Origin of the sequence: Enterobacter sp. BIDMC109 (assembly GCF_001037885.1) — a bacterium.
Lineage (GTDB): Bacteria > Pseudomonadota > Gammaproteobacteria > Enterobacterales > Enterobacteriaceae > Enterobacter > Enterobacter hormaechei_C.
Genome location: NZ_KQ090002.1, coordinates 76,618 through 96,197 on the forward strand (window position 1 = coordinate 76,618; position 19,580 = coordinate 96,197).

The 19,580-nt window shown below is 57.1% G+C and carries 10 protein-coding genes, 1 rRNA gene and 2 pseudogenes; 11 read left to right on the top strand and 2 right to left on the bottom strand.

Annotation, left to right across the window (positions count from 1 at the left end; genetic code table 11):
* Positions 1 to 78 precede the first annotated feature (78 nt).
* The 3 genes from rrf to birA all read left to right on the top strand — a co-directional run bounded on the left by rrf (position 79) and on the right by birA (position 2,316).
* Positions 79 to 194: ribosomal RNA gene (rrf, locus tag SK62_RS00320) — 5S ribosomal RNA — on the top strand.
* Between the two features lie 134 nt (positions 195 to 328).
* Entirely contained in the window at positions 329 to 1,357 is a 1,029-nt protein-coding gene (gene murB, locus SK62_RS00325) for a UDP-N-acetylmuramate dehydrogenase (RefSeq protein ID WP_032672220.1), read from the top strand.
* On the top strand, positions 1,354 to 2,316 hold the full coding sequence (gene birA, locus SK62_RS00330) for a bifunctional biotin--[acetyl-CoA-carboxylase] ligase/biotin operon repressor BirA (protein WP_047718875.1): 963 nt from the start codon (positions 1,354 to 1,356) through the stop codon (positions 2,314 to 2,316). Before murB ends, birA begins: the two co-directional genes overlap by 4 nt.
* Positions 2,317 to 2,351: 35 nt before the next feature.
* Here the strand turns inward: birA and bcsG are convergent.
* Positions 2,352 to 3,446: pseudogene (gene bcsG, locus SK62_RS00335) on the bottom strand (cellulose biosynthesis protein BcsG); the annotation flags it as partial.
* On the opposite strand from bcsG, the pseudogene bcsB reads away from it, so the two are divergent.
* The 6 genes and pseudogenes from bcsB to SK62_RS00365 all read left to right on the top strand — a co-directional run.
* A pseudogene (gene bcsB / locus SK62_RS00340) lies at positions 3,434 to 5,398 on the top strand (cellulose biosynthesis cyclic di-GMP-binding regulatory protein BcsB); the annotation flags it as partial. The pseudogenes bcsG and bcsB overlap by 13 nt on opposite strands.
* 6 nt (positions 5,399 to 5,404) lie before the next feature.
* Entirely contained in the window at positions 5,405 to 6,511 is a 1,107-nt protein-coding gene (gene bcsZ, locus SK62_RS00345; RefSeq protein WP_032649803.1) for a cellulose synthase complex periplasmic endoglucanase BcsZ, read from the top strand.
* The gene (bcsC, locus tag SK62_RS00350; RefSeq protein WP_048249251.1) at positions 6,493 to 9,975 is read left to right on the top strand and encodes a cellulose synthase complex outer membrane protein BcsC; all 3,483 of its coding nucleotides are present in this window, start codon (positions 6,493 to 6,495) and stop codon (positions 9,973 to 9,975) included. The genes bcsZ and bcsC overlap by 19 nt, the downstream gene beginning before the upstream one ends.
* Before the next feature lie 120 nt (positions 9,976 to 10,095).
* The gene (gene hmsP, locus SK62_RS00355) at positions 10,096 to 12,102 is read left to right on the top strand and encodes a biofilm formation regulator HmsP (protein ID WP_045338529.1); all 2,007 of its coding nucleotides are present in this window, start codon (positions 10,096 to 10,098) and stop codon (positions 12,100 to 12,102) included.
* Between the two features lie 159 nt (positions 12,103 to 12,261).
* Positions 12,262 to 13,548 (top strand): C4-dicarboxylate transporter DctC, encoded by a 1,287-nt coding sequence (dctA, locus tag SK62_RS00360; protein ID WP_015571524.1) that lies wholly within the window; start codon positions 12,262 to 12,264, stop codon positions 13,546 to 13,548.
* A 222-nt stretch (positions 13,549 to 13,770) separates the two neighbouring features.
* Positions 13,771 to 15,261 carry a M16 family metallopeptidase gene (locus tag SK62_RS00365; RefSeq protein ID WP_006808577.1) on the top strand — a complete coding sequence of 497 codons (1,491 nt, stop codon included), beginning with the start codon at positions 13,771 to 13,773 and terminating at the stop codon, positions 15,259 to 15,261.
* Positions 15,262 to 15,323: 62 nt separating this feature from the next.
* Here SK62_RS00365 and SK62_RS00370 read toward each other — a convergent pair whose 3' ends face one another.
* A complete protein-coding gene (locus tag SK62_RS00370) occupies positions 15,324 to 16,253 on the bottom strand; it encodes a 2-dehydro-3-deoxygluconokinase (protein WP_047718871.1) in 930 nt (309 codons plus the stop codon).
* Positions 16,254 to 16,483: 230 nt separating this feature from the next.
* Between SK62_RS00370 and pdeH the strand changes: the two genes are divergently transcribed.
* Together pdeH and SK62_RS00380 are read left to right on the top strand one after the other, a co-directional pair.
* Positions 16,484 to 17,257 (top strand): cyclic-guanylate-specific phosphodiesterase, encoded by a 774-nt coding sequence (pdeH, locus tag SK62_RS00375; RefSeq protein WP_015571521.1) that lies wholly within the window; start codon positions 16,484 to 16,486, stop codon positions 17,255 to 17,257.
* Between the two features lie 65 nt (positions 17,258 to 17,322).
* The gene (locus tag SK62_RS00380; RefSeq protein ID WP_023295575.1) at positions 17,323 to 19,365 is read left to right on the top strand and encodes an AsmA family protein; all 2,043 of its coding nucleotides are present in this window, start codon (positions 17,323 to 17,325) and stop codon (positions 19,363 to 19,365) included.
* The last annotated feature ends 215 nt before the right edge of the window (positions 19,366 to 19,580 follow it).

Sequence of the window (19,580 nt, forward strand, 5' to 3'; positions counted from 1 at the left end):
GAGGCTTAACCTTACAACGCCGAAGGTGTTTTGGCGAAGAGACGAAATTTTCAGCCTGATACAGATTAACAGAATTTGCCTGGCAGCTTTAGCGCGGTGGTCCCACCTGACCCCATGCCGAACTCAGAAGTGAAACGCCGTAGCGCCGATGGTAGTGTGGGGTCTCCCCATGTGAGAGTAGGGAACTGCCAGGCATCAAACAAGTGAAGAGGCCATCCGGAAGGATGGCCTTTTTGCGTTTCTGCACCTGCTTCCTTTCCATAAACAAATCACCTATCCCCCCATATATACGGTAAACTATCCCGGTTTTTGCATCAGGATAGCGTCTATGAATCACTCCCTTAAGCCCTGGAATACCTTTGGTATTCAACGGAATGCTAATCAAATTGTACGTGCCGACAGTGCTCAGCAGTTGCTGAATGCATGGCAAAACGCAACAGAAAACGGTGAACCCGTACTTATTCTGGGCGAAGGAAGTAATGTCCTGTTTCTCGATGATTTTGCGGGGACGGTAATCGTCAATCGCATCATGGGGATTGAGCGTAAAGAGAGCGCTGACAGCTGGCATTTACACGTGGGTGCTGGCGAGAACTGGCACCATCTGGTGCAATATACCCTTGAAAAAGGGATGCCAGGGCTGGAAAACCTGGCTCTGATCCCGGGCTGTGCAGGATCATCTCCTATTCAAAACATCGGTGCCTACGGCATCGAACTGAAACACGTCTGCGAATATGTCGACTGCATCGAACTCGCGACCGGAACGGCGAAGCGCCTGACCGCAGAGCAGTGCCGCTTTGGCTATCGCGACAGCATTTTCAAGCACGACTATCAGGATCGTTTCGTCATTGTGGCCGTTGGCCTGCGCCTGGCGAAAGCCTGGAAACCCGTTCTGACTTACGGCGATCTGACCCGTCTCGACCCGGCTACCGTCACACCGCGTGAGGTATTTGATTCCGTTTGCCACATGCGAATGACCAAGCTCCCGGACCCGAAAGTTAACGGAAATGCGGGCAGTTTCTTCAAAAACCCGGTGATCAGCAGCGAAAATGCAAAAGCGTTTCTCGCCGGCTGGCCAACGGCCCCGCATTATCCTCAGGCGGATGGTAGCGTGAAGCTGGCCGCAGGCTGGCTTATCGATCAGTGTGAATTAAAAGGTACGACTCTTGGTGGCGCTGCTGTTCATCGTCAGCAGGCGCTGGTACTGATCAACCAGTCCAACGCGACAAGTGAGGATGTCGTCAACCTGGCGCATCATGTTCGCCAGCGCGTGGGCGAAAAATTCAACGTCTGGCTGGAGCCTGAAGTTCGCTTTATTGGCCGAACGGGCGAAGTGAATGCCGTGGAGACCATTGCGTGAAGGACAATACTATCCCGTTAACTCTCATCGGTATCCTTGCCGATGGCGAGTTTCATTCTGGCGAGCAGCTGGGCGAACAGCTGGGCATGAGCCGTGCTGCGATCAATAAGCATATTCAAACGCTCCGCGACTGGGGTGTGGATGTGTTTACGGTGCCGGGAAAAGGCTACAGCCTGCCGGAACCGATCCAGTTACTGAATGAAAAGGTCATCCGCAGCCAGATTGGGCACGGTAACGTCGCGGTATTGCCGGTCATTGATTCGACGAACCAGTATCTGCTGGATCGCCTGAGCGAGCTGAAATCCGGTGATGCCTGCGTTGCCGAGTACCAACAGGCAGGACGTGGCCGACGGGGGCGTAAGTGGTTCTCACCATTTGGCGCCAACCTCTACCTTTCCATGTACTGGCGGCTTGAACAGGGGCCAGCTGCGGCCATCGGGCTGAGCCTTGTGATCGGCATTGTGATGGCAGAGGTGCTGCACGATCTGGGTGCCGATCAGGTGCGGGTAAAATGGCCCAACGATCTGTATCTCAACGATCGAAAGCTGGCGGGGATCCTGGTTGAACTGACGGGAAAAACAGGCGATGCCGCACAGATCGTCATTGGGGCGGGACTGAACATGGTGATGCGAAACGTGCAGAACGATGTCGTGAACCAGGCCTGGACCAACTTGCAGGAAGCGGGGATCACCATCGATCGCAATATGCTTGCCGTCCGCATGATCAATGAGTTGCGTAGTTCGCTGACGCTCTTTGAACAAGAGGGGTTAGCGCCATTCCTGTCCCGCTGGGAAAAGCTGGATAACTTTATTAACCGACCGGTGAAGCTGCTGATTGGAGATAAAGAAATTTACGGCACATCACGCGGCATTGACGCGCAGGGCGCGTTGCTTCTTGAACAGGATGGCGTGATTAAGCCCTGGGTGGGCGGTGAAATTTCGTTACGAAGTGCGGAGTAACCCTCTCCCCACAGGGGAGAGGGTGTAGCAGGTCATCACTGCGGATACGGCACCCAATCCCCGGCATTCAGTCGGACATAAGGCTTATTCTGATACTGGATCACCACCGCATTGGCGTTTTCCGATACCTCCGCCGTCTGCGGCAGCCCGCTGGTGAGCTGATCCCAGTTCACGCTATCTTCCACAAACAGCTTACCGTCTACAGCGCGAGCAACCAGTTCCGAGATAGCCAGATAGCTGCTTGGCTGGGTGATTTCAATGGGCGCTCCCTGATGCGGCGCCTTCATGCCAAAGAACTTAATCCCGGCCGGAACGTTAGTGATGGACGGGCTTGGGATATCGCGCAGGCCAGACACCTGCATCCTGTCGCCTTTCAGCGCCCCTCCGTGTTCTGGTACTACCACCACCATCACTTTGCGACCTGATTTTTCCAGCTCGTTGAAGAACGCGTTCAGCTCGTCAAAGAACTTCTGAGCACGGGCCTTATAATCGGCCGTTTTACTCACGCCGGGATAATGGTTCCCGTCGTGCAGCGGCAGCGTGTTATAGAACGTCGCACTACGTGTCCCTTCCTCTTTGCCGACGGTATCTAACCAGCGCTGAAGCACGGCGGTATCGTCATACACCGGCGAGCCATCAAAGCCCAGCAACGTTACCGGCAGCCCTTTCTGGTCCATCAGCGGGGCCTGCATGCCACCCTGTTCACGCACTTCTTTCAGGAAGTTACCGAACTGACCGTTATGGCCCATCATCAGGTGCTGGGTAAAGCCCAGTTTTGCGAGGTTATCAAACAGATAACACTGGTTAGCTGCCGGCTGGTAGAGGTTCTTATGCGAAGGCTGTCCGCAGCTGGCGCGCAGCAGGCGGATAGCCGCCGGGCCGCTGTACGACGTGGCCGAGTTGAAGTCCTTAAACTGAATATCGAAATGCGACCACAGCGGGTGCGACATCAAACCAGCCGCGTCAACGTCAGCCCAGGACAGAGAACAGATGTTAATGACCAGCAGCTCAAACGGCTGAGCATCGGCAGGCAGCGCGTCCGGGAATTTCGTCTGACGCTTATCTTCCGCAGCGTAAAAACTGGAGAGCCACACGTTCAGGTTAGTGGATGTCGGCGGTGCAGTCCCAGCTTAAGGTCTATCTGAATGACGAGCTGATGGACGTCCTGCCCGTCACCAAAGAGCAACTGGGTAAGAAAACCCTGGCTCAGGTGCCGATTAATCCGCTGTTTATCACCGACTTTAACCGCGTGCGTCTGGAGTTTGTCGGCCACTACCGCGATGTCTGTGAAAACCCGGCCAGCAGCACCCTGTGGCTGGATGTCGGGCGTAACTCTTCGCTTCAGATGACCTATCAGCCGCTGGCGTTGAAAAACGATCTCTCCGCCTTCCCGGTGCCGTTCTTCGACCCGCGTGATAACCGTCCGCTGAACCTGCCGATGGTCTTTGCCGGCTCTCCCGATGTGACCGAACAGCTGGCGGCCTCTATCGTGGCATCCTGGTTTGGTTCCCGCTCCGGCTGGCGTGGTCAAAGTTTCCCGGTCATGTACGACAAAATGCCGGACAAAAACGCGATCGTGTTTGCCACCAACGCCAAACGTCCGGCTTTCCTGCGTGACCATCCGGAGGTGAAAGCGCCCACCATCGAGATGATCAGCCATCCGGACAATCCGTACGTGAAGCTGTTGGTGATCTTCGGCCGTGATGACAAAGATCTGGTGCAGGCGGCGAAAGGCATTGCGCAGGGGAATATCCTGTTCCGCGGTAACAGCGTTGTGGTGGACGAGGTGAAACCGCTGCTGGCACGTAAGCCTTATGATGCGCCGAACTGGGTACGTACCGACCGGGCCATCACCTTTGGCGAACTCAAAACCTATGAAGAGCAATTGCAGTCAACCGGGCTTGAACCTTCTCCTGTCAGCCTGTCGCTGAACCTGCCGCCGGATCTCTATCTGCTGCGCACCAACGGCATTGATATCAATCTGAACTACCGTTACACCGCGCCGGCAACCAAAGACAGCTCGCGCATGGATATCAGCCTCAACAACCAGTTCCTGCAATCGTTCAGCCTGACCAGCAGCCAGGAGACAAACCGGTTGATGCTTCGTCTGCCTGTATTACAGGGGCTGCTGGATGGCAAAACCGATGTGTCGATCCCGGCGCTGAAGCTCGGTGCGGTGAACCAGCTGCGGTTTAACTTCCAGTATATGAACCCCATGCCGGGTGGATCGGTGGAAAACTGTATTACCTTCCAGCCGGTGCAAAACCACGTGGTGATTGGCGATGATTCCACGATCGACTTCTCGAAGTATTACCACTTTATTGCGATGCCGGATCTGCGTGCCTTTGCTAACGCCAGCTTCCCGTTCAGCCGCATGGCAGACCTCTCTGAATCGATTGTCGTGATGCCAAAAGCGGCCAACGAAGGCCAGGTTACCACGCTGCTGGACACCATGGGCACCGTCGGGGCGCAAACCGGCTTGCCGGCGATCAACGTGACGGTGACGGATGACGGGAGCCAGATCCAGAACAAAGATGCCGATATCATGGTCATCGGCAACATTCCGGACAAGCTGAAAGACGAGAAGCGCGTCGATCTGCTGGTGCAGGCGGCTCAGTCATGGGTTAACACGCCGCTGCGTCAGACCGAGTTCCCGAGCATCATGCCGGACAGCGGCGATCGTCAGGCCAATATCAGGACGACCGTAAGCTCAACGGGTCCGATGGCCGCGATTGTCGGCTTCCAGTCGCCGTATAACGACCAGCGCAGCGTTATCGCCCTGCTGGCGGATAGCCCGCGCGGGTATGAGCTACTCAACACGGCCATGAACGACAGCGGTAAACGGGCGGCAATGTTCGGTTCCGTCTCGGTGATCCGTGAGTCGGGGGTAAACAGCCTGCGCGTGGGGGATGTCTACTACGTCGGTCATCTGCCGTGGTTCGAACGCCTGTGGTACGCCCTGTCTAACCACCCGGTGCTGCTGGCCGTGCTGGCTGCGCTCAGCGTTGTACTGCTGGCGTGGGTACTGTGGCGTCTGCTGCGAATCATCAGCCGTCGTCGTCTTAACCCGGACCATGAGTAAGCGGTGATGAAAATCTTTCGCGGGTGTGTAGTCGCAGCGTTGATGCTGGCGGCGGCGAATCTTCACGCCGCCTGTCGCTGGCCTGCCTGGGAGACGTTCAAGCAGGATTATATGAGCGAAAGTGGGCGCGTCATTGATCCCAGTGACGCGCGCAAAATCACCACCTCCGAAGGGCAAAGCTACGGACTGTTCTTTGCCCTCGCGGCAAACGATCGCAAGGCGTTCGATCTGCTGCTGGCATGGACGCGCGATAACCTTGCCGAGGGAGATTTAACCCAACATCTCCCGGCCTGGCTGTGGGGGAAAAAGGACGACGAAACCTGGGCGGTTATCGACCCTAACTCCGCGTCTGATGCCGATATCTGGATTGCCTGGTCGCTGCTGGAAGCCGGGCGGCTGTGGAAAAATCCCGATTACACGCGCACGGGTAAGGCGCTGTTGACGCGCATTGCCAGTGAGGAAGTGGTGAAGGTGCCGGGGCTGGGTTCTATGCTGCTGCCGGGTAAAGTCGGTTTTGCCGAAGAGAGTGTCTGGCGCTTCAACCCCAGCTACCTGCCGCCGCAGCTTGCGAGCTATTTCACCCGTTTTGGCGCGCCGTGGACGACGCTCCGTGAAACCAACCTGCGTCTGCTGCTGGAGACCGCGCCTAAAGGATTTTCCCCGAACTGGGTGAAATACCAGAAAAAGGGCGGCTGGCAGCTGTCGCAGGATGCGTCCCTGATCGGCAGCTACGATGCGATTCGCGTCTATCTGTGGGTAGGGATGATGAACGATAACGATCCGCAGAAAGCCCGGCTACTGGCGCGTTTCAAGCCCATGGCGACCACCACAATCAAACAAGGCTTGCCGCCGGAGAAAGTGGACGTCGCGACCGGGAAACGCACCGGAAATGGGCCGGTAGGGTTTTCTGCCTCCCTCCTTCCGTTTTTACAAAACCGGGACGCGCAAGCGGTGCAACGCCAGCACGTCGCCGATCGTTTTCCCGATAACAATGCTTATTACAGCTACGTTCTGACCCTCTTTGGACAAGGGTGGGATCAGCATCGTTTTCGTTTCACCGTGCAAGGTGAATTACTACCGGACTGGGGCCAGGAATGCGCACGTTCACACTGAATCTACTCACCTTATCGCTTGGCCTGGCGCTAATGCCCCTGGCCCAGGCCGCCAACTCCCCGCAGCAGAGACAGCTGCTGGAACAGGTCCGTCTGGGGGAATCCACCCAGCGTGAGGATTTAGTGCGCCAGTCGCTCTATCGCCTTGAGCTGATCGACCCCAACAACCCGGACGTGATTGCCGCGCGCTTCCGCTACCTGTTACGACAGGGTGATATGGCGGGCGCGCAAAAAGAGCTGGATCGCCTGAAAGGAATGGCGCCCGATTCCAGTGCCTATCAGTCCTCCCGTACTACCATGCTGCTCTCCACGCCGGATGGTCGCCAGTCCCTCCAGCAGGCTCGCCTGCTTGCCACCACCGGGCACACCCAGGAAGCCATTGCCGCGTATGACAAACTGTTTGACGGTAAGCCGCCCAGTGGCGACATCGCGACGGAGTACTGGAACGTGGTGGCGAAAGAGCCAGCCCGCCGCAACCTGGCCATTAATCAGCTTAAGAAAATAAACGCCAGCAGTCCGGGCAACGTCCCGCTACAGTCCTCGCTGGCACAGCTTTTGTTCCAGAGCGGACGGCGTGATGAAGGGTTTGCGGTGTTACAGGAGATGGCCAAATCGAACAATGGCCGCAGTCAGGCGTCGGACATGTGGTACCAGCAGATCAAAGATCAACCGGCCAGCAGCGCCAGCGTTACCGCGCTGCAACAATACCTGAGCGTGTTCAGCGATGGCGATAACGTGACGGCGGCGCGCGCCCAGCTTGAAGCGCAGCAAAAACAGCTCGCCGATCCGGCGTTCCGCGCCAAAGCCGAAGGGTTAGCCGCAGTGGATGCCGGGCAGGGCAGTAAAGCGGTAACGGAGTTGCAAAAAGCAGTCAGCGCCAACCACGCCGACAGTGAAGCCGTAGGCGCACTGGGGCAGGCCTATTCTCAGAAAGGCGATCGCGTGCGTGCGGTTGCGCAGTTTGAAAAGGCGATCGCCCTCGATCCGCAGAGCGATAACCGGGGCAAATGGGACAGCCTGCTGAAGGTCAACCGATACTGGCTGCTGATCCAGCAGGGGGATAACGCCCTGAAAGCCAACAATACGGCCCAGGCCGAACGCTATTACCAGCAGGCGCGCAATATCGACAATACCGACAGCTACGCGGTTCTGGGCCTCGGTGATGCGGCGGCGGCGCGCAAAGATAACGACGCGGCCGAGCGCTATTACCGCCAGGCGTTGCGGATGGACAGCGGCAACAGCAACGCGGTACGCGGTCTCGCCAATATTTATCGCGCGCAGTCTCCGGAGAAGGCGACGCAGTTTATTCAGTCGCTCTCTGCCAGCCAGCGCCGCAGCATTGATGATATTGAACGTAGCCTGACGAACGAGCAGCTGTCAGCCCAGGCCGAACAGCTGGAAAGCGAGGGGAAATATGCGCAGGCCGCAGAAATTCAGCGCCGACGCCTTGTGCTTTCCCCGGGCGACGTGTGGATCACCTACCGACTGTCACGCGATCTGTATAGCGCGGGTCAGCGCAGCCAGGCGGATAACCTGATGCGTCAGCTGGCAAGCCAGAAACCGGGCGATCCGGATCAGGTTTACGCCAGCGGGCTGTACCTGTCCGGTAACGATCAGGACCGGGCGGCGCTGGCGCATCTGAACACGCTGCCGCGCGACAAGTGGAACGGCAACATTCAGGCGCTGGCGGACCGCCTGCAAAGTAACCAGGTGCTGGAAACCGCCAACCGCCTGCGCGACAGTGGAAAAGAGCAGGAGGCGGAAACGTTGCTTCGCCAGCAGCCTCCGTCCACCCGTATCGACCTGACGCTGGCGGACTGGGCTGAACAGCGTGGCGATCATGAGGCCGCGAAAACCGCCTACAACACCGTCCTGCAACGCGAACCGCAGAACGAAGACGCGATCCTCGGCCTGACCGAGGTCTATCTTGCCCAGGACAACAAGGACGCGGCGCGCGCGGCGCTGGCGAAACTGCCCGCGGCACAGAACGGCGAACCGCTCTCCATCAATATGCAGCGCCGGCTTGCCATGGCGCAGGCTGGCCTGGGTGATCATGCCGCGGCAGAAAAGACCTTCAACGCCATTCTTGCGCAGGCCAAATCGCAGCCGCCTTCGATGGAAAGTGCGCTGGTGATGCGCGATGCCGCCCGTTTCCAGGCACAAAATGGTCAGCCTCAGCAGGCGCTGGACACCTGGAAAGATGCGATGGTCTCATCGGGCATCACAACGACCCGTCCGACCGATAACGACAGCTTTACGCTGCTCACGCGTAACGATGAGAAAGATGACTGGCTGAAGCGCGGCGTGCGCAGCGATGCAGGCGATCTTTATCGTCAGCAGGATCTGAACGTCACGCTGCAACACGACTACTGGGGCTCCAGCGGCACGGGAGGCTATTCCGACCTGAAAGCGCACACCACCATGCTCCAGGTTGATGCGCCGCTGTCGGACGGACGTATGTTCTTCCGTAGCGATCTGGTCAATATGAACGCCGGTTCCTTTGCCACCGATAACGGAACCTACGATCCGACATGGGGTACCTGTGCCGAAACGCCATGTCACGGCAGCACGAACCAGTCGGCCAACGGCGCCAGCGTGGCCGTCGGCTGGCAGAACAAAACCTGGGCGTGGGATATCGGTACAACGCCGATGGGCTTCGACGTGGTCGATGTGGTGGGTAGCCTGAGCTACAGCAACGATTTAGGGCCGATTGGCTACACCCTGAACGCTCATCGCCGTCCGATTTCCAGCTCGGTGCTGGCCTTCGCCGGGCAAAAAGATCCCAATACCGACACCACCTGGGGCGGCGTGCGTGCCACCGGTGGCGGCGTGAGCATGAGCTACGACAAAGGCGAAGCTAACGGGATCTGGTCAAGCCTGAGTGCCGACAGCCTCACCGGGAAGAATGTCGAAGATAACTGGCGCGTCCGCTGGATGACCGGCTATTACTACAAGCTCATCAATCAGAACAACGAACGCCTGACGGTGGGCGTGTCCAACATGCTCTGGCATTACGATAAGGATTTAAGTGGCTATTCGCTGGGCCAGGGCGGTTACTACAGTCCCCAGGAGTATGTGTCGTTCGCCTTACCGGTGAACTGGCGTAAACGCACAGAGAACTGGTCATGGGAGCTGGGCGGCTCCGTCTCCTGGTCTCATTCAAAAACAAAAGATGTGATGCGTTATCCGTTACAGGGGCTGATCCCGGACAATGAGCCAGGCCGTTATACCGATAAAGGTGTAATGGAAACCGGAAGTAGCTCGTCAGGCACGGGTTATACCGCAAGGGCGATTGTTGAACGCCGCGTGACGTCCAACTGGTTTGTCGGACTGGGCGTCGATATTCAGGAAGCAAAAGACTATACCCCGAGCCATGCGCTGCTCTACGTTCGGTATTCTGCCGCGGGCTGGCAAGGTGATATGGACTTACCACCGGAACCGCTGGTGCCTTATGCAGACTGGTGATCGGATTTTTTCTTAATCTAATTGTAAGTCTCTCTTAAAAGTGCAGCTATCGGGTATACTCGGGCGCACCAGGTTTACACCCTGGTGCGCCCTGCGCTTCGAGTTTTGTGGAGAGTCATTTTGCGTGTCAGCCGTTCCTTAACGATCAAACAGATGGCGATGGTGTCTGCCGTCACAATGCTGTTTGTCTTCATCTTCTGCGTCATTTTGCTGTTTCACTCCGTACAGCAGAATCGCTATAACACGGCTTCGCAACTGGAAAGTATTGCCCGCTCGGTGCGGGAACCCCTGTCAGCCTCGATCCTGAAAGGGGATATCCCCGAGGCGGAATCCATCCTGAAGCGCATTCAGCCCGCCGGTATCGTGAGCCGCGCGGATGTCGTGCTGCCGAACCAGTTCCAGGCGCTGCGGATGAGTTTTATCCCGGAGCGTCCCGTCCCGATGATGGTGATGCGCCTGTTTGAACTGCCGGTGCAAATTTCCCTGCCTCTCTATTCCCTGGAAAGACCGGCTAACCCGCAGCCGCTGGCCTACCTGGTGCTACAGGCCGACTCGTACCGCATGTATAAATTCGTTATGAGCTGGGTTGCTACGTTAGTGACTACTTACTTACTTTTGACACTAATGCTGAGCGTGGCGCTGACGTGGTGTATCAACCGGTTAATTGTGCATCCGTTGCGCCGCATAGCCCGGGAGCTGAACGACCTCTCTCCACAGGAGCACATGGGGCATCAGCTTCCCTTGCCGCGCCTGCATCACGACGATGAAATTGGCATGCTGGTCCGGAGTTACAATATCAACCAGCAGCGTGTCCTGCGTCAGCAGGAAGAGCTCAGTAGCAACGCCACCCGTTTTCCGGTATCCGATCTGCCAAACAAAGCGTTTTTAATGGCCTTGCTGGAGCAGACCGTCGCCCGCCAGCAGACCACCGCGCTGATGGTGATTGCCTGCGAAACCTTGCAGGACACGGCGGGCGTGCTGAAAGAGAGCCAGCGCGAGATGCTGTTGCTGACGCTGGTGGAAAAGGTGAAATCCGTTCTGGCGCCGCGCATGGTGCTCACCCAGGTCAGCGGTTATGACCTGGTGGTGATCGCGCACGGTGTTAAAGAGCCGTGGCACGCCATTACGCTAGGTCAGCAAGTACTCACTGTCATTAATGAGCGGCTGCCCATTCAGGGTATCCAGCTTCGCCCGAGCGCCAGCATCGGTATTGCGATGTACTACGGGGGGCTGACCGCCGAGCAGCTTTATCGTCGGGCCTTCTCGGCCGCGTTCACCGCGCGCCGGAAAGGCAAAAACCAGATCCAGTTCTTTGATCCGGAGCAGATGGAAAAAGCCCAGCAGCGCCTGACGGAAGAGAGCGACATTCTGACGGCGATGGACAATCGCCAGTTTGCGCTCTGGCTACAGCCGCAGGTCAATTTGCGCTCGGGTGAAGTGACCAGCGCCGAAGCGTTGCTGCGTATGCAACAGCCGGACGGCACGTGGGAGCTGCCTGAGGGGATGATCGAACGTATTGAGTCCTGCGGCCTGATGGTCACCGTCGGCTACTGGGTGCTGGAAGAGTCCTGCCGCCAGCTTGCGGCCTGGCAACAACGGGGCATCACGCTGCCGCTGTCGGTGAATCTCTCTGCGCTACAGCTGATGCACCCGACCATGGTGCCGGAGATGCTCGAGTTGATCCACCGCTACCGCATTCAGCCCCACACGTTGATCCTGGAAGTCACCGAGAGCCGTTGTATCGACAATCCTGACGATGCTGTCGCCATTCTGAAACCGCTGCGTAATGCCGGGATCCGCATTGCGCTGGACGATTTTGGTATGGGGTATTCCGGCCTGCGTCAGCTCCAGCACATGAAAACGTTGCCGGTGGACGTCCTGAAAATCGACAAAACCTTTGTGGAAGGGCTGCCGGAGGATTGCAGCCTGGTACAGGCCATTATTCAGATGGCGCACAGCCTGAATCTGCACGTAATTGCCGAGGGTATTGAAACCGACGCCCAGCGTGAGTGGCTGGCTGCGGCGGGCGTGGAGAGCGGACAGGGCTTCCTGTTTGACCGCGCCGTACCGACGGATATCTTTGAGAAACGCTATCTCGCTGACGCTGGCAATAACGCAAAAGTGTAATTTTGTTGCTGGCTTGTGCGAGCCAGCTCAAAGTTCTTAACATTTGTGTTTCAAATTTGAACCCCGTTTATTTCTGTCCTGTTATGTGGGTGTTATTTTAAAGCCGCAGGTTAACCATAACCTTACAAAGCCTGTAGTTTTTCTTTCCAGGGACACCCTATGAAAACCTCACTCTTCAAAAGTCTTTACTTCCAGGTCCTGACAGCCATCGCCATCGGTATTCTGCTCGGTCACTACTACCCGGAGCTGGGCGCGCAGATGAAACCGCTTGGCGACGCGTTCGTTAAGCTCATCAAAATGATCATCGCGCCGGTCATTTTCTGTACCGTGGTGACCGGTATCGCTGGCATGGAAAGCATGAAGGCGGTCGGGCGTACGGGGGCGGTTGCCCTGCTGTACTTCGAGATTGTCAGTACCATCGCGCTGATTATCGGCCTGATAATTGTCAACGTGGTACAGCCTGGCGCGGGCATGAACGTCGACCCGGCCACGCTGGATGCGAAAGCGGTGGCGGTTTACGCTGAACAGGCGAAAGATCAGGGGATTGTTGCCTTCCTGCTGGACGTGATCCCGAGCAGCGTGATTGGCGCGTTCGCCAGCGGAAACATCCTCCAGGTGCTGCTGTTTGCCGTGCTTTTTGGCTTTGCCCTGCACCGTCTTGGCAGCAAAGGCCAGCTGATTTTTAACGTCATTGAAAGCTTCTCGCAGGTGATCTTCGGCATCATCAACATGATCATGCGTCTGGCCCCGATTGGCGCCTTTGGCGCGATGGCCTTCACCATCGGGAAATATGGCGTCGGCACGCTGGTACAGCTTGGCCAGCTGATCGTCTGTTTCTACATCACCTGTATTCTGTTTGTGGTGGTGGTGCTCGGCTCCATCGCCCGTGCGACCGGCTTCAGCATCTTCAAATTTATCCGTTACATTCGTGAAGAGCTGCTGATTGTCCTCGGCACATCCTCTTCGGAGTCCGCGCTGCCGCGTATGCTCGATAAAATGGAAAAGCTGGGCTGCCGTAAGTCAGTGGTGGGGCTGGTTATTCCTACGGGCTACTCCTTTAACCTGGACGGCACCTCGATATACCTGACGATGGCGGCGGTCTTTATTGCCCAGGCCACTAACAGCCACATGGATATCTTCCATCAGATTACGCTGCTGGTGGTGCTTCTGCTCTCTTCAAAAGGGGCGGCGGGCGTAACGGGCAGCGGATTTATCGTGCTGGCGGCCACCATTTCGGCGGTGGGCCATCTGCCGGTGGCGGGCCTGGCCCTGATCCTCGGTATTGACCGCTTTATGTCTGAAGCCCGTGCGTTAACCAACCTGGTCGGCAATGGCGTGGCGACGATTGTGGTGGCGAAGTGGGTGAAAGAGCTGGATCACAAGAAGCTTAACGATACGCTGAATAACCGCACATCTGAGGACAAAACCCCCGGTTTATCCTCTTAATCCCTCATAAATGCCCGTATTCCCTTGTGGGGATGCGGGCACCTGCGCATAATAACCGTTCATACCTGTCATAATTCGACAAGATTTTTTTTGGGTATATTTCACTTCCGCCCGTGACGTTTAGCCGAACACGCTGTCTAATCGGAAGGTTTTCATCGTCATCTTTGAGTGCTCACGTCGCGAGACACTCTCTTTAACCAGGAATGTTGATCAGGGGTTCACATGCAGGGCACAAAAATTCGACTCTTAACCGGCGGTTTGCTGATGATGGCAGCAGCCAGTTATGTGCAGGCAGATGCGCTCCAGCCAGACCCGGCCTGGCAACAGGGAACACTGGCGAACGGTTTCCAGTGGCAGGTATTATCCACTCCGCAACGTCCGAGCGATCGCATTGAAATCCGTCTTTCTGTGAATACCGGCTCCCTCACTGAAAGCACCCAGCAGACCGGCTTAAGCCACTTTATTCCTCGACTGGCGCTCACCCAGAGCGGCAGTTTGCAGGCGGTTCAGGTGCGTTCTTTATGGCAACAGGCCATCGATCCGAAACGCCCGCTGCCCCCGGCTGTGGTCTCCTATGACTACACCATGTTTAACCTGAGCCTGCCCAACAACCGTAACGATCTGCTTAAAGAAGCACTGACCTATCTTTCGGATGCCACCGGCAAACTGGCGATTACGCCTGAGACCGTTAACTATGCGTTGAGCAACAGCGACATGGTGGCGACCTGGCCGACGGATACCAAAGAAGGCTGGTGGCGCTACCGCCTGAAAGGGTCAACGCTGCTTGGCCACGACCCAGCAGAGCCGCTGAAACAGCCGGTTGATGCCGCGCAGGTGAAATCTTTCTACCAGCAGTGGTACACCCCGGATGCCATGACCCTGATTGTGGTGGGCAACGTGGACAGCCGTGCGGTGATAGAACAGATCAACAAAGCATTTGGCGATCTGAAAGGGAAGCGTGAAACGCCCGCCCCTGTTCCTACCTTGTCCCCGCTGCGTCCTGAGACGGTCAGCATCATGACGGATACCGTGCGTCAGGATCGTCTTTCAATGATGTGGGATACGGCCTGGCAGCCGATCCGCGAGTCTTCTGCGCTGTTGCGTTACTGGCGTGCGGATCTCGCGCGTGAAGCGCTGTTCTGGCACGTTCAGCAGACGCTCAGCAAGAACAACGTGAAAGATATTGGCCTGGGCTTTGACTGCCGAGTGCTGTTCCAGCGCGCCCAGTGCGCCATTAACGTGGAATCGCCGGGCGATAAGCTGAATGCCAATCTCGGCGTGGTGGCGAAAGAGCTGGCTAAAGTGCGGAAAGAGGGCCTGTCTGAAGAGGAGTTTAACGCGCTGGTGGCGCAGAAATCCCTCGAATTGCAGAAACTGTTCGCCACCTATGCCCGCGCCGATACCGATATCTTAATCAGCCAGCGCATTCGCTCCTTGCAGAATCAGGTGGTGGATATCGCGCCGGAGCAGTATCAGAAACTCCGTCAGGACTTCCTGAACGGTCTGACCGTGGAGATGCTGAATCAGGATCTGCGTCAGCAGCTGTCGCAGGATATGGCGTTGATTCTGTTGCAGCCGAAAGGTGAGCCGGAATATGACATGAAAGAGTTGAAGGCCACCTGGAACGCCATCATGGCGACGCCGCCGCAGCCAGCGCAAACGGCAGCCGATGATTTACACCAGGATGCGAGCGATATTCCGCAGGGCCAGTAAGCTCTGCGTTCCCTCAGCCCTGAGGGAGAGGGTTAGGGTGCGGGCATCAGCCCGCACAGTCCTTAAGCAGGCATCGCCTCGCGCGGAATAATCGCTCCGCGATACTGAATCACCGTGCTGGCCGTCAAGTGACCGCGCTGCGCCGCCGCTTCCGGCGTTCCCCCCGTCAGACGTACCGCCAGATACCCCGCGCTGAAAGAATCTCCCGCCGCCGTGGTATCGATTACCTTCTCTTTCGCCAGCTTCACCGCCGGCACCTCTGTCACGGCTTCACCTGCAACCGCCACCAGGCAAGACTCCGCCCCACGCTTGATCACCACTTCGCTGACCCCGGCAGCCAGCGTCCGGGCAATGACCTCATCAACCGGTTTTTCGCCCCACAGAGCATCTTCATCATCCAGCGTCAGGAAGGCGATATCGGTGCATTCGAGCATCTGCTGGTAGACCTGCTGCGTCTCTTCGCGGCTGGCCCACAAACGCGGACGGTAGTTGTTATCGAAAATCACCTTACCGCCATTGGCCCGGCATTCGCGCAGCAGTGACAGCAGCTTTTCACGGCTCTCCTGGCTCAGGATCGCCAGGCTGATCCCGCTCAGGTAGAGATAATCGAAGGTCGCCAGTTCTTCGCAAATGGCAGCGGCGGCCTCGCTTTCCAGCCAGAATTTGGCGGCCGCTTCATTACGCCAGTAATAGAAGGTGCGCTCGCCGGTGCTGTCGGTTTCGATGTAGTACAAACCCGGCAGGCGGTTTTCCATTCGCTGGATGAGCGAGGTCCCAACGTTTTCACCCTGCCAGGCTTCCAGCATCTGCTGGCTGAAGCTGTCCGTTCCCAGCGCGGTAACGTAGCTCACGCTCAGCGCGTCGGGGGCGACCTGACGGGCAATGTAAACGGAGGTGTTCAATGTATCGCCACCAAAACCGCGGCTGACTTCCGCGCCTTTCTGGGACAGCTCAATCATGCATTCGCCAATCACGGCAATTTTTTTAGACATAGTCGTGAACCTGAACAAAGTAATTAAGGGTAGTGTGCGCTGTGTGTTTTTTATGGTCAACTATATTAAAACGACGTTCCATTATTTTTTTTGAGCCAGCGCGTATTCCGGCATATTTCTGTCATCTTAATTTCATTTTCCCGGTGAATTGAACATAAAGTTCTCACCTGGCGGGCCGATAACTCAGTGACGAGTCCAGAAAGGCTATCCCATACAACAGGACATCCGAAATGAAGTCAGAGCAGGTTATCCAGCGGCTGAGCACTACGCCTGAGGCAAGTATTGAGAACTTGCAGGAGCATCGCTACTGGCTGCAATGTGAGCGAGCGTACACCTATCAGCCCATCTACCGTACCGACGGTCGGTTAATGGCGATTGAGGTGTTAACGGTCGTCACTCATCCATCGAATCCTTCACAGCGTATTGCACCGGACCGCTATTTTGCGGAGGTTGCCGTGCGTCAGCGTATCGACGTGCTGGAAGAGCAGCTGAGAATGCTGGCGACGAAGCAGGCGTTCTTCGAGCAGCACGGTATTCTGGCGTCGGTGAACGTGGATGGCCCAACCCTGATGGCGTTACGTCAGAACGCGACATTGCAGGCGCTGATTGCCACCTTGCCGTGGATGCGCTTCGAGCTGGTGGAACATGTTCAGCTGCCACAGGACTCCTCGTTTGCCTCGATGTGTGAGTTTGGCCCGCTGTGGCTGGATGATTTCGGTACCGGTATGGCCAACTTCTCCGCCCTGAGCGAAGTGCGTTATGACTACATCAAAGTGGCCCGCGATCTGTTTATCATGCTGCGCCAGACGCCGGAGGGACGGAACCTGTTTACGATGCTCCTGCAACTGATGAACCGCTATTGCCAGGGCGTCATTGTGGAAGGCGTAGAGACGCTGGAGGAGTGGCGCGACGTGCAAAATTCCCCGGCAGCGGCGGCACAGGGTTATTTCCTCTCTCGTCCTGTCCCCATGGATACCCTGGAAAAGGTGATAACCACCCTCTGATCTGCCCGCTTCCCTTTGTCTGAACTATAGTTTTAGAGGCAAGTTCATCAGGAAAGGGGACAACAATGACAAAAACAACCAGGGTGATTTCCTGGACAGCAGGGATTTTCTTGTTGCTGATCGTGGTCTTAATCATCATTATCGCCACGTTTGACTGGAACCGGCTCAAACCGACCATCAACCAGAAAGTCTCAACCGAGCTAAACCGCCCCTTCGCAATACGTGGCGATTTGGGTGTCGTGTGGGAGCGCCAGAAAGAGGAAACCGGCTGGCGAAGCTGGGTGCCATGGCCGCACGTTCACGCCGACGACATCATTCTCGGCAACCCGCCGGACATCCCCGAAGTGACCATGATCCACCTGCCGCGCGTGGAAGCCACGCTGGCGCCGTTAGCCCTGTTAACCAAAACGGTGTATCTGCCGTGGATCAAACTTCAGCAGCCCGACGCGCGGCTGATTCGCCTGTCAGAGAAAAACAATAACTGGACGTTTGATCTCGCCAGCAGCGGCGATAAAGATCAGAATGCGCAGCCCTCTTCGTGGTCTTTCCGCCTCGACAATATTCTGTTCGATCGGGGGAGGATCGCCATTGACGATAAGGTGAGTAAGGCTGACGTGGAGATCCTCGTCGATCCGCTGGGCAAGCCGCTGCCGTTTAGCGAAGTGACGGGCAGTAAAGCCAAAGGCGATGACAGCAAAGCGGGCGATTACGTCTTCGGCCTGACGGCGAAAGGGCGCTACAACGGCCAGCCGCTGACCGGTAAAGGCAAAATCGGCGGCATGCTGGCGCTCAGGAGTGAGGGCACGCCGTTCCCGGTGCAGGCGGATTTCCGCTCGGGCAACACCCGCGTGGCGTTCGTGGGCACGGTTAACGACCCGATGAACATGGGCGGCGTCGACCTCCAGCTTAAGTTTGCCGGGGATTCGCTGGGTGAACTGTACGATTTGACCGGCGTGCTGCTGCCGGATACCCCGCCGTTTGAAACGGACGGGCGCCTGGTTGCCAAAATCAACACCGAAAAATCGTCCGTCTTTGACTACCGGAATTTTAACGGGCGCATCGGCGACAGCGATATCCACGGCACGCTGACCTACACCACCGGTAAACCGCGCCCGAAACTGGAGGGGGACGTTGAATCCCGCCAGCTGCGTCTGGCCGATCTTGGTCCGCTGATTGGCGTAGATTCGGGCAAAGGCACGAAGTCTAAAGAGGTTAAAAAGGACGTTCAGCCTGCGGGTAAAGTGCTGCCCTATGACCGCTTCGAAACCGACAAATGGGACGTGATGGATGCGGATGTACGCTTCAAAGGACGTAAAATTGAGCATGGCAGCACGCTGCCGCTGAGCAACCTCTCGACCCATATCATCCTGAAAAACGCCGACCTGCGCCTGCAACCGCTGAAGTTTGGCATGGCCGGGGGAACCATCTCATCGAATATCCACCTGGAGGGGGATAAAAAGCCAATGCAGGGAAGGGCGGAGATCCAGGCGCGTCGGCTGAAGCTGAAAGAGCTGATGCCGGACGTGGAGCTGATGCAGAAAACCCTCGGTGAGATGAACGGCGACGCGGATATTCGCGGCACGGGTAACTCGGTAGCGGCGCTGCTGGGTAGCGGAAACGGCAACCTGAAGCTGCTGATGAACGACGGGCTGGTGAGCCGTAACCTGATGGAGATCCTGGGGCTGAACGTCGGGAACTTTATCATCGGGCAAATCTTCGGTGACGACGAAGTACGCGTTAACTGCGCGGCGGCAAATCTGGATCTGGTCAACGGCGTGGCGCGTCCGCAGATCTTCGCTTTCGACACGGAAAACGCGGTTATCAACGTCACCGGTACCGCCAGCATGGCGTCCGAGCAGCTGGATTTAACCATCGATCCGGAAAGTAAAGGCATTCGTATCATCACCCTGCGCTCGCCGCTGTACGTTCGCGGGACCTTCAAAGATCCGCAGGCGGGCGTGAAGGCCGGGCCGTTGATTGCGCGTGGTGCGGTCGCCGCCGCGCTCGCTACGCTGGTCACTCCTGCGGCGGCGCTACTGGCGTTGATTTCGCCGTCGGAAGGCGAAGCGAATCAGTGTCGGACGATTTTGTCGCAGATGAAGAAGTAGTCCCGTTTCTCCCTCTCCCTGTGGGGAGAGGGGGCTCCAGTAATTTGAAAGCAAAAGCTATAACGTTGCCTCAGAATAACTGAGGGCTTTCAGCGATGCCTCGGTCCGGCTGTAAATCGCTGAGGCGTTTCCTGTAGGCCGGGGCGAGGCGCAGGGATGCGCCGAGAGGGCGGGCTTTACAGGGATGTTACCTCCGCCCGTCCCCGATAAGCCGG

Bases quoted from the DNA above. Each gene is read 5' to 3' on its own strand.
- SK62_RS00370 (WP_047718871.1), bottom strand. From the start codon at position 16,253: ATGTCTAAAAAAATTGCCGTGATTGGCGAATGCATGATTGAGCTGTCC.
- murB (WP_032672220.1), top strand. From the start codon at position 329: ATGAATCACTCCCTTAAGCCCTGGAATACCTTTGGTATTCAACGGAAT.
- dctA (WP_015571524.1), top strand. From the start codon at position 12,262: ATGAAAACCTCACTCTTCAAAAGTCTTTACTTCCAGGTCCTGACAGCC.
- SK62_RS00365 (WP_006808577.1), top strand. From the start codon at position 13,771: ATGCAGGGCACAAAAATTCGACTCTTAACCGGCGGTTTGCTGATGATG.
- SK62_RS00380 (WP_023295575.1), top strand. From the start codon at position 17,323: ATGACAAAAACAACCAGGGTGATTTCCTGGACAGCAGGGATTTTCTTG.
- pdeH (WP_015571521.1), top strand. From the start codon at position 16,484: ATGAAGTCAGAGCAGGTTATCCAGCGGCTGAGCACTACGCCTGAGGCA.
- bcsC (WP_048249251.1), top strand. From the start codon at position 6,493: ATGCGCACGTTCACACTGAATCTACTCACCTTATCGCTTGGCCTGGCG.
- bcsZ (WP_032649803.1), top strand. From the start codon at position 5,405: ATGAAAATCTTTCGCGGGTGTGTAGTCGCAGCGTTGATGCTGGCGGCG.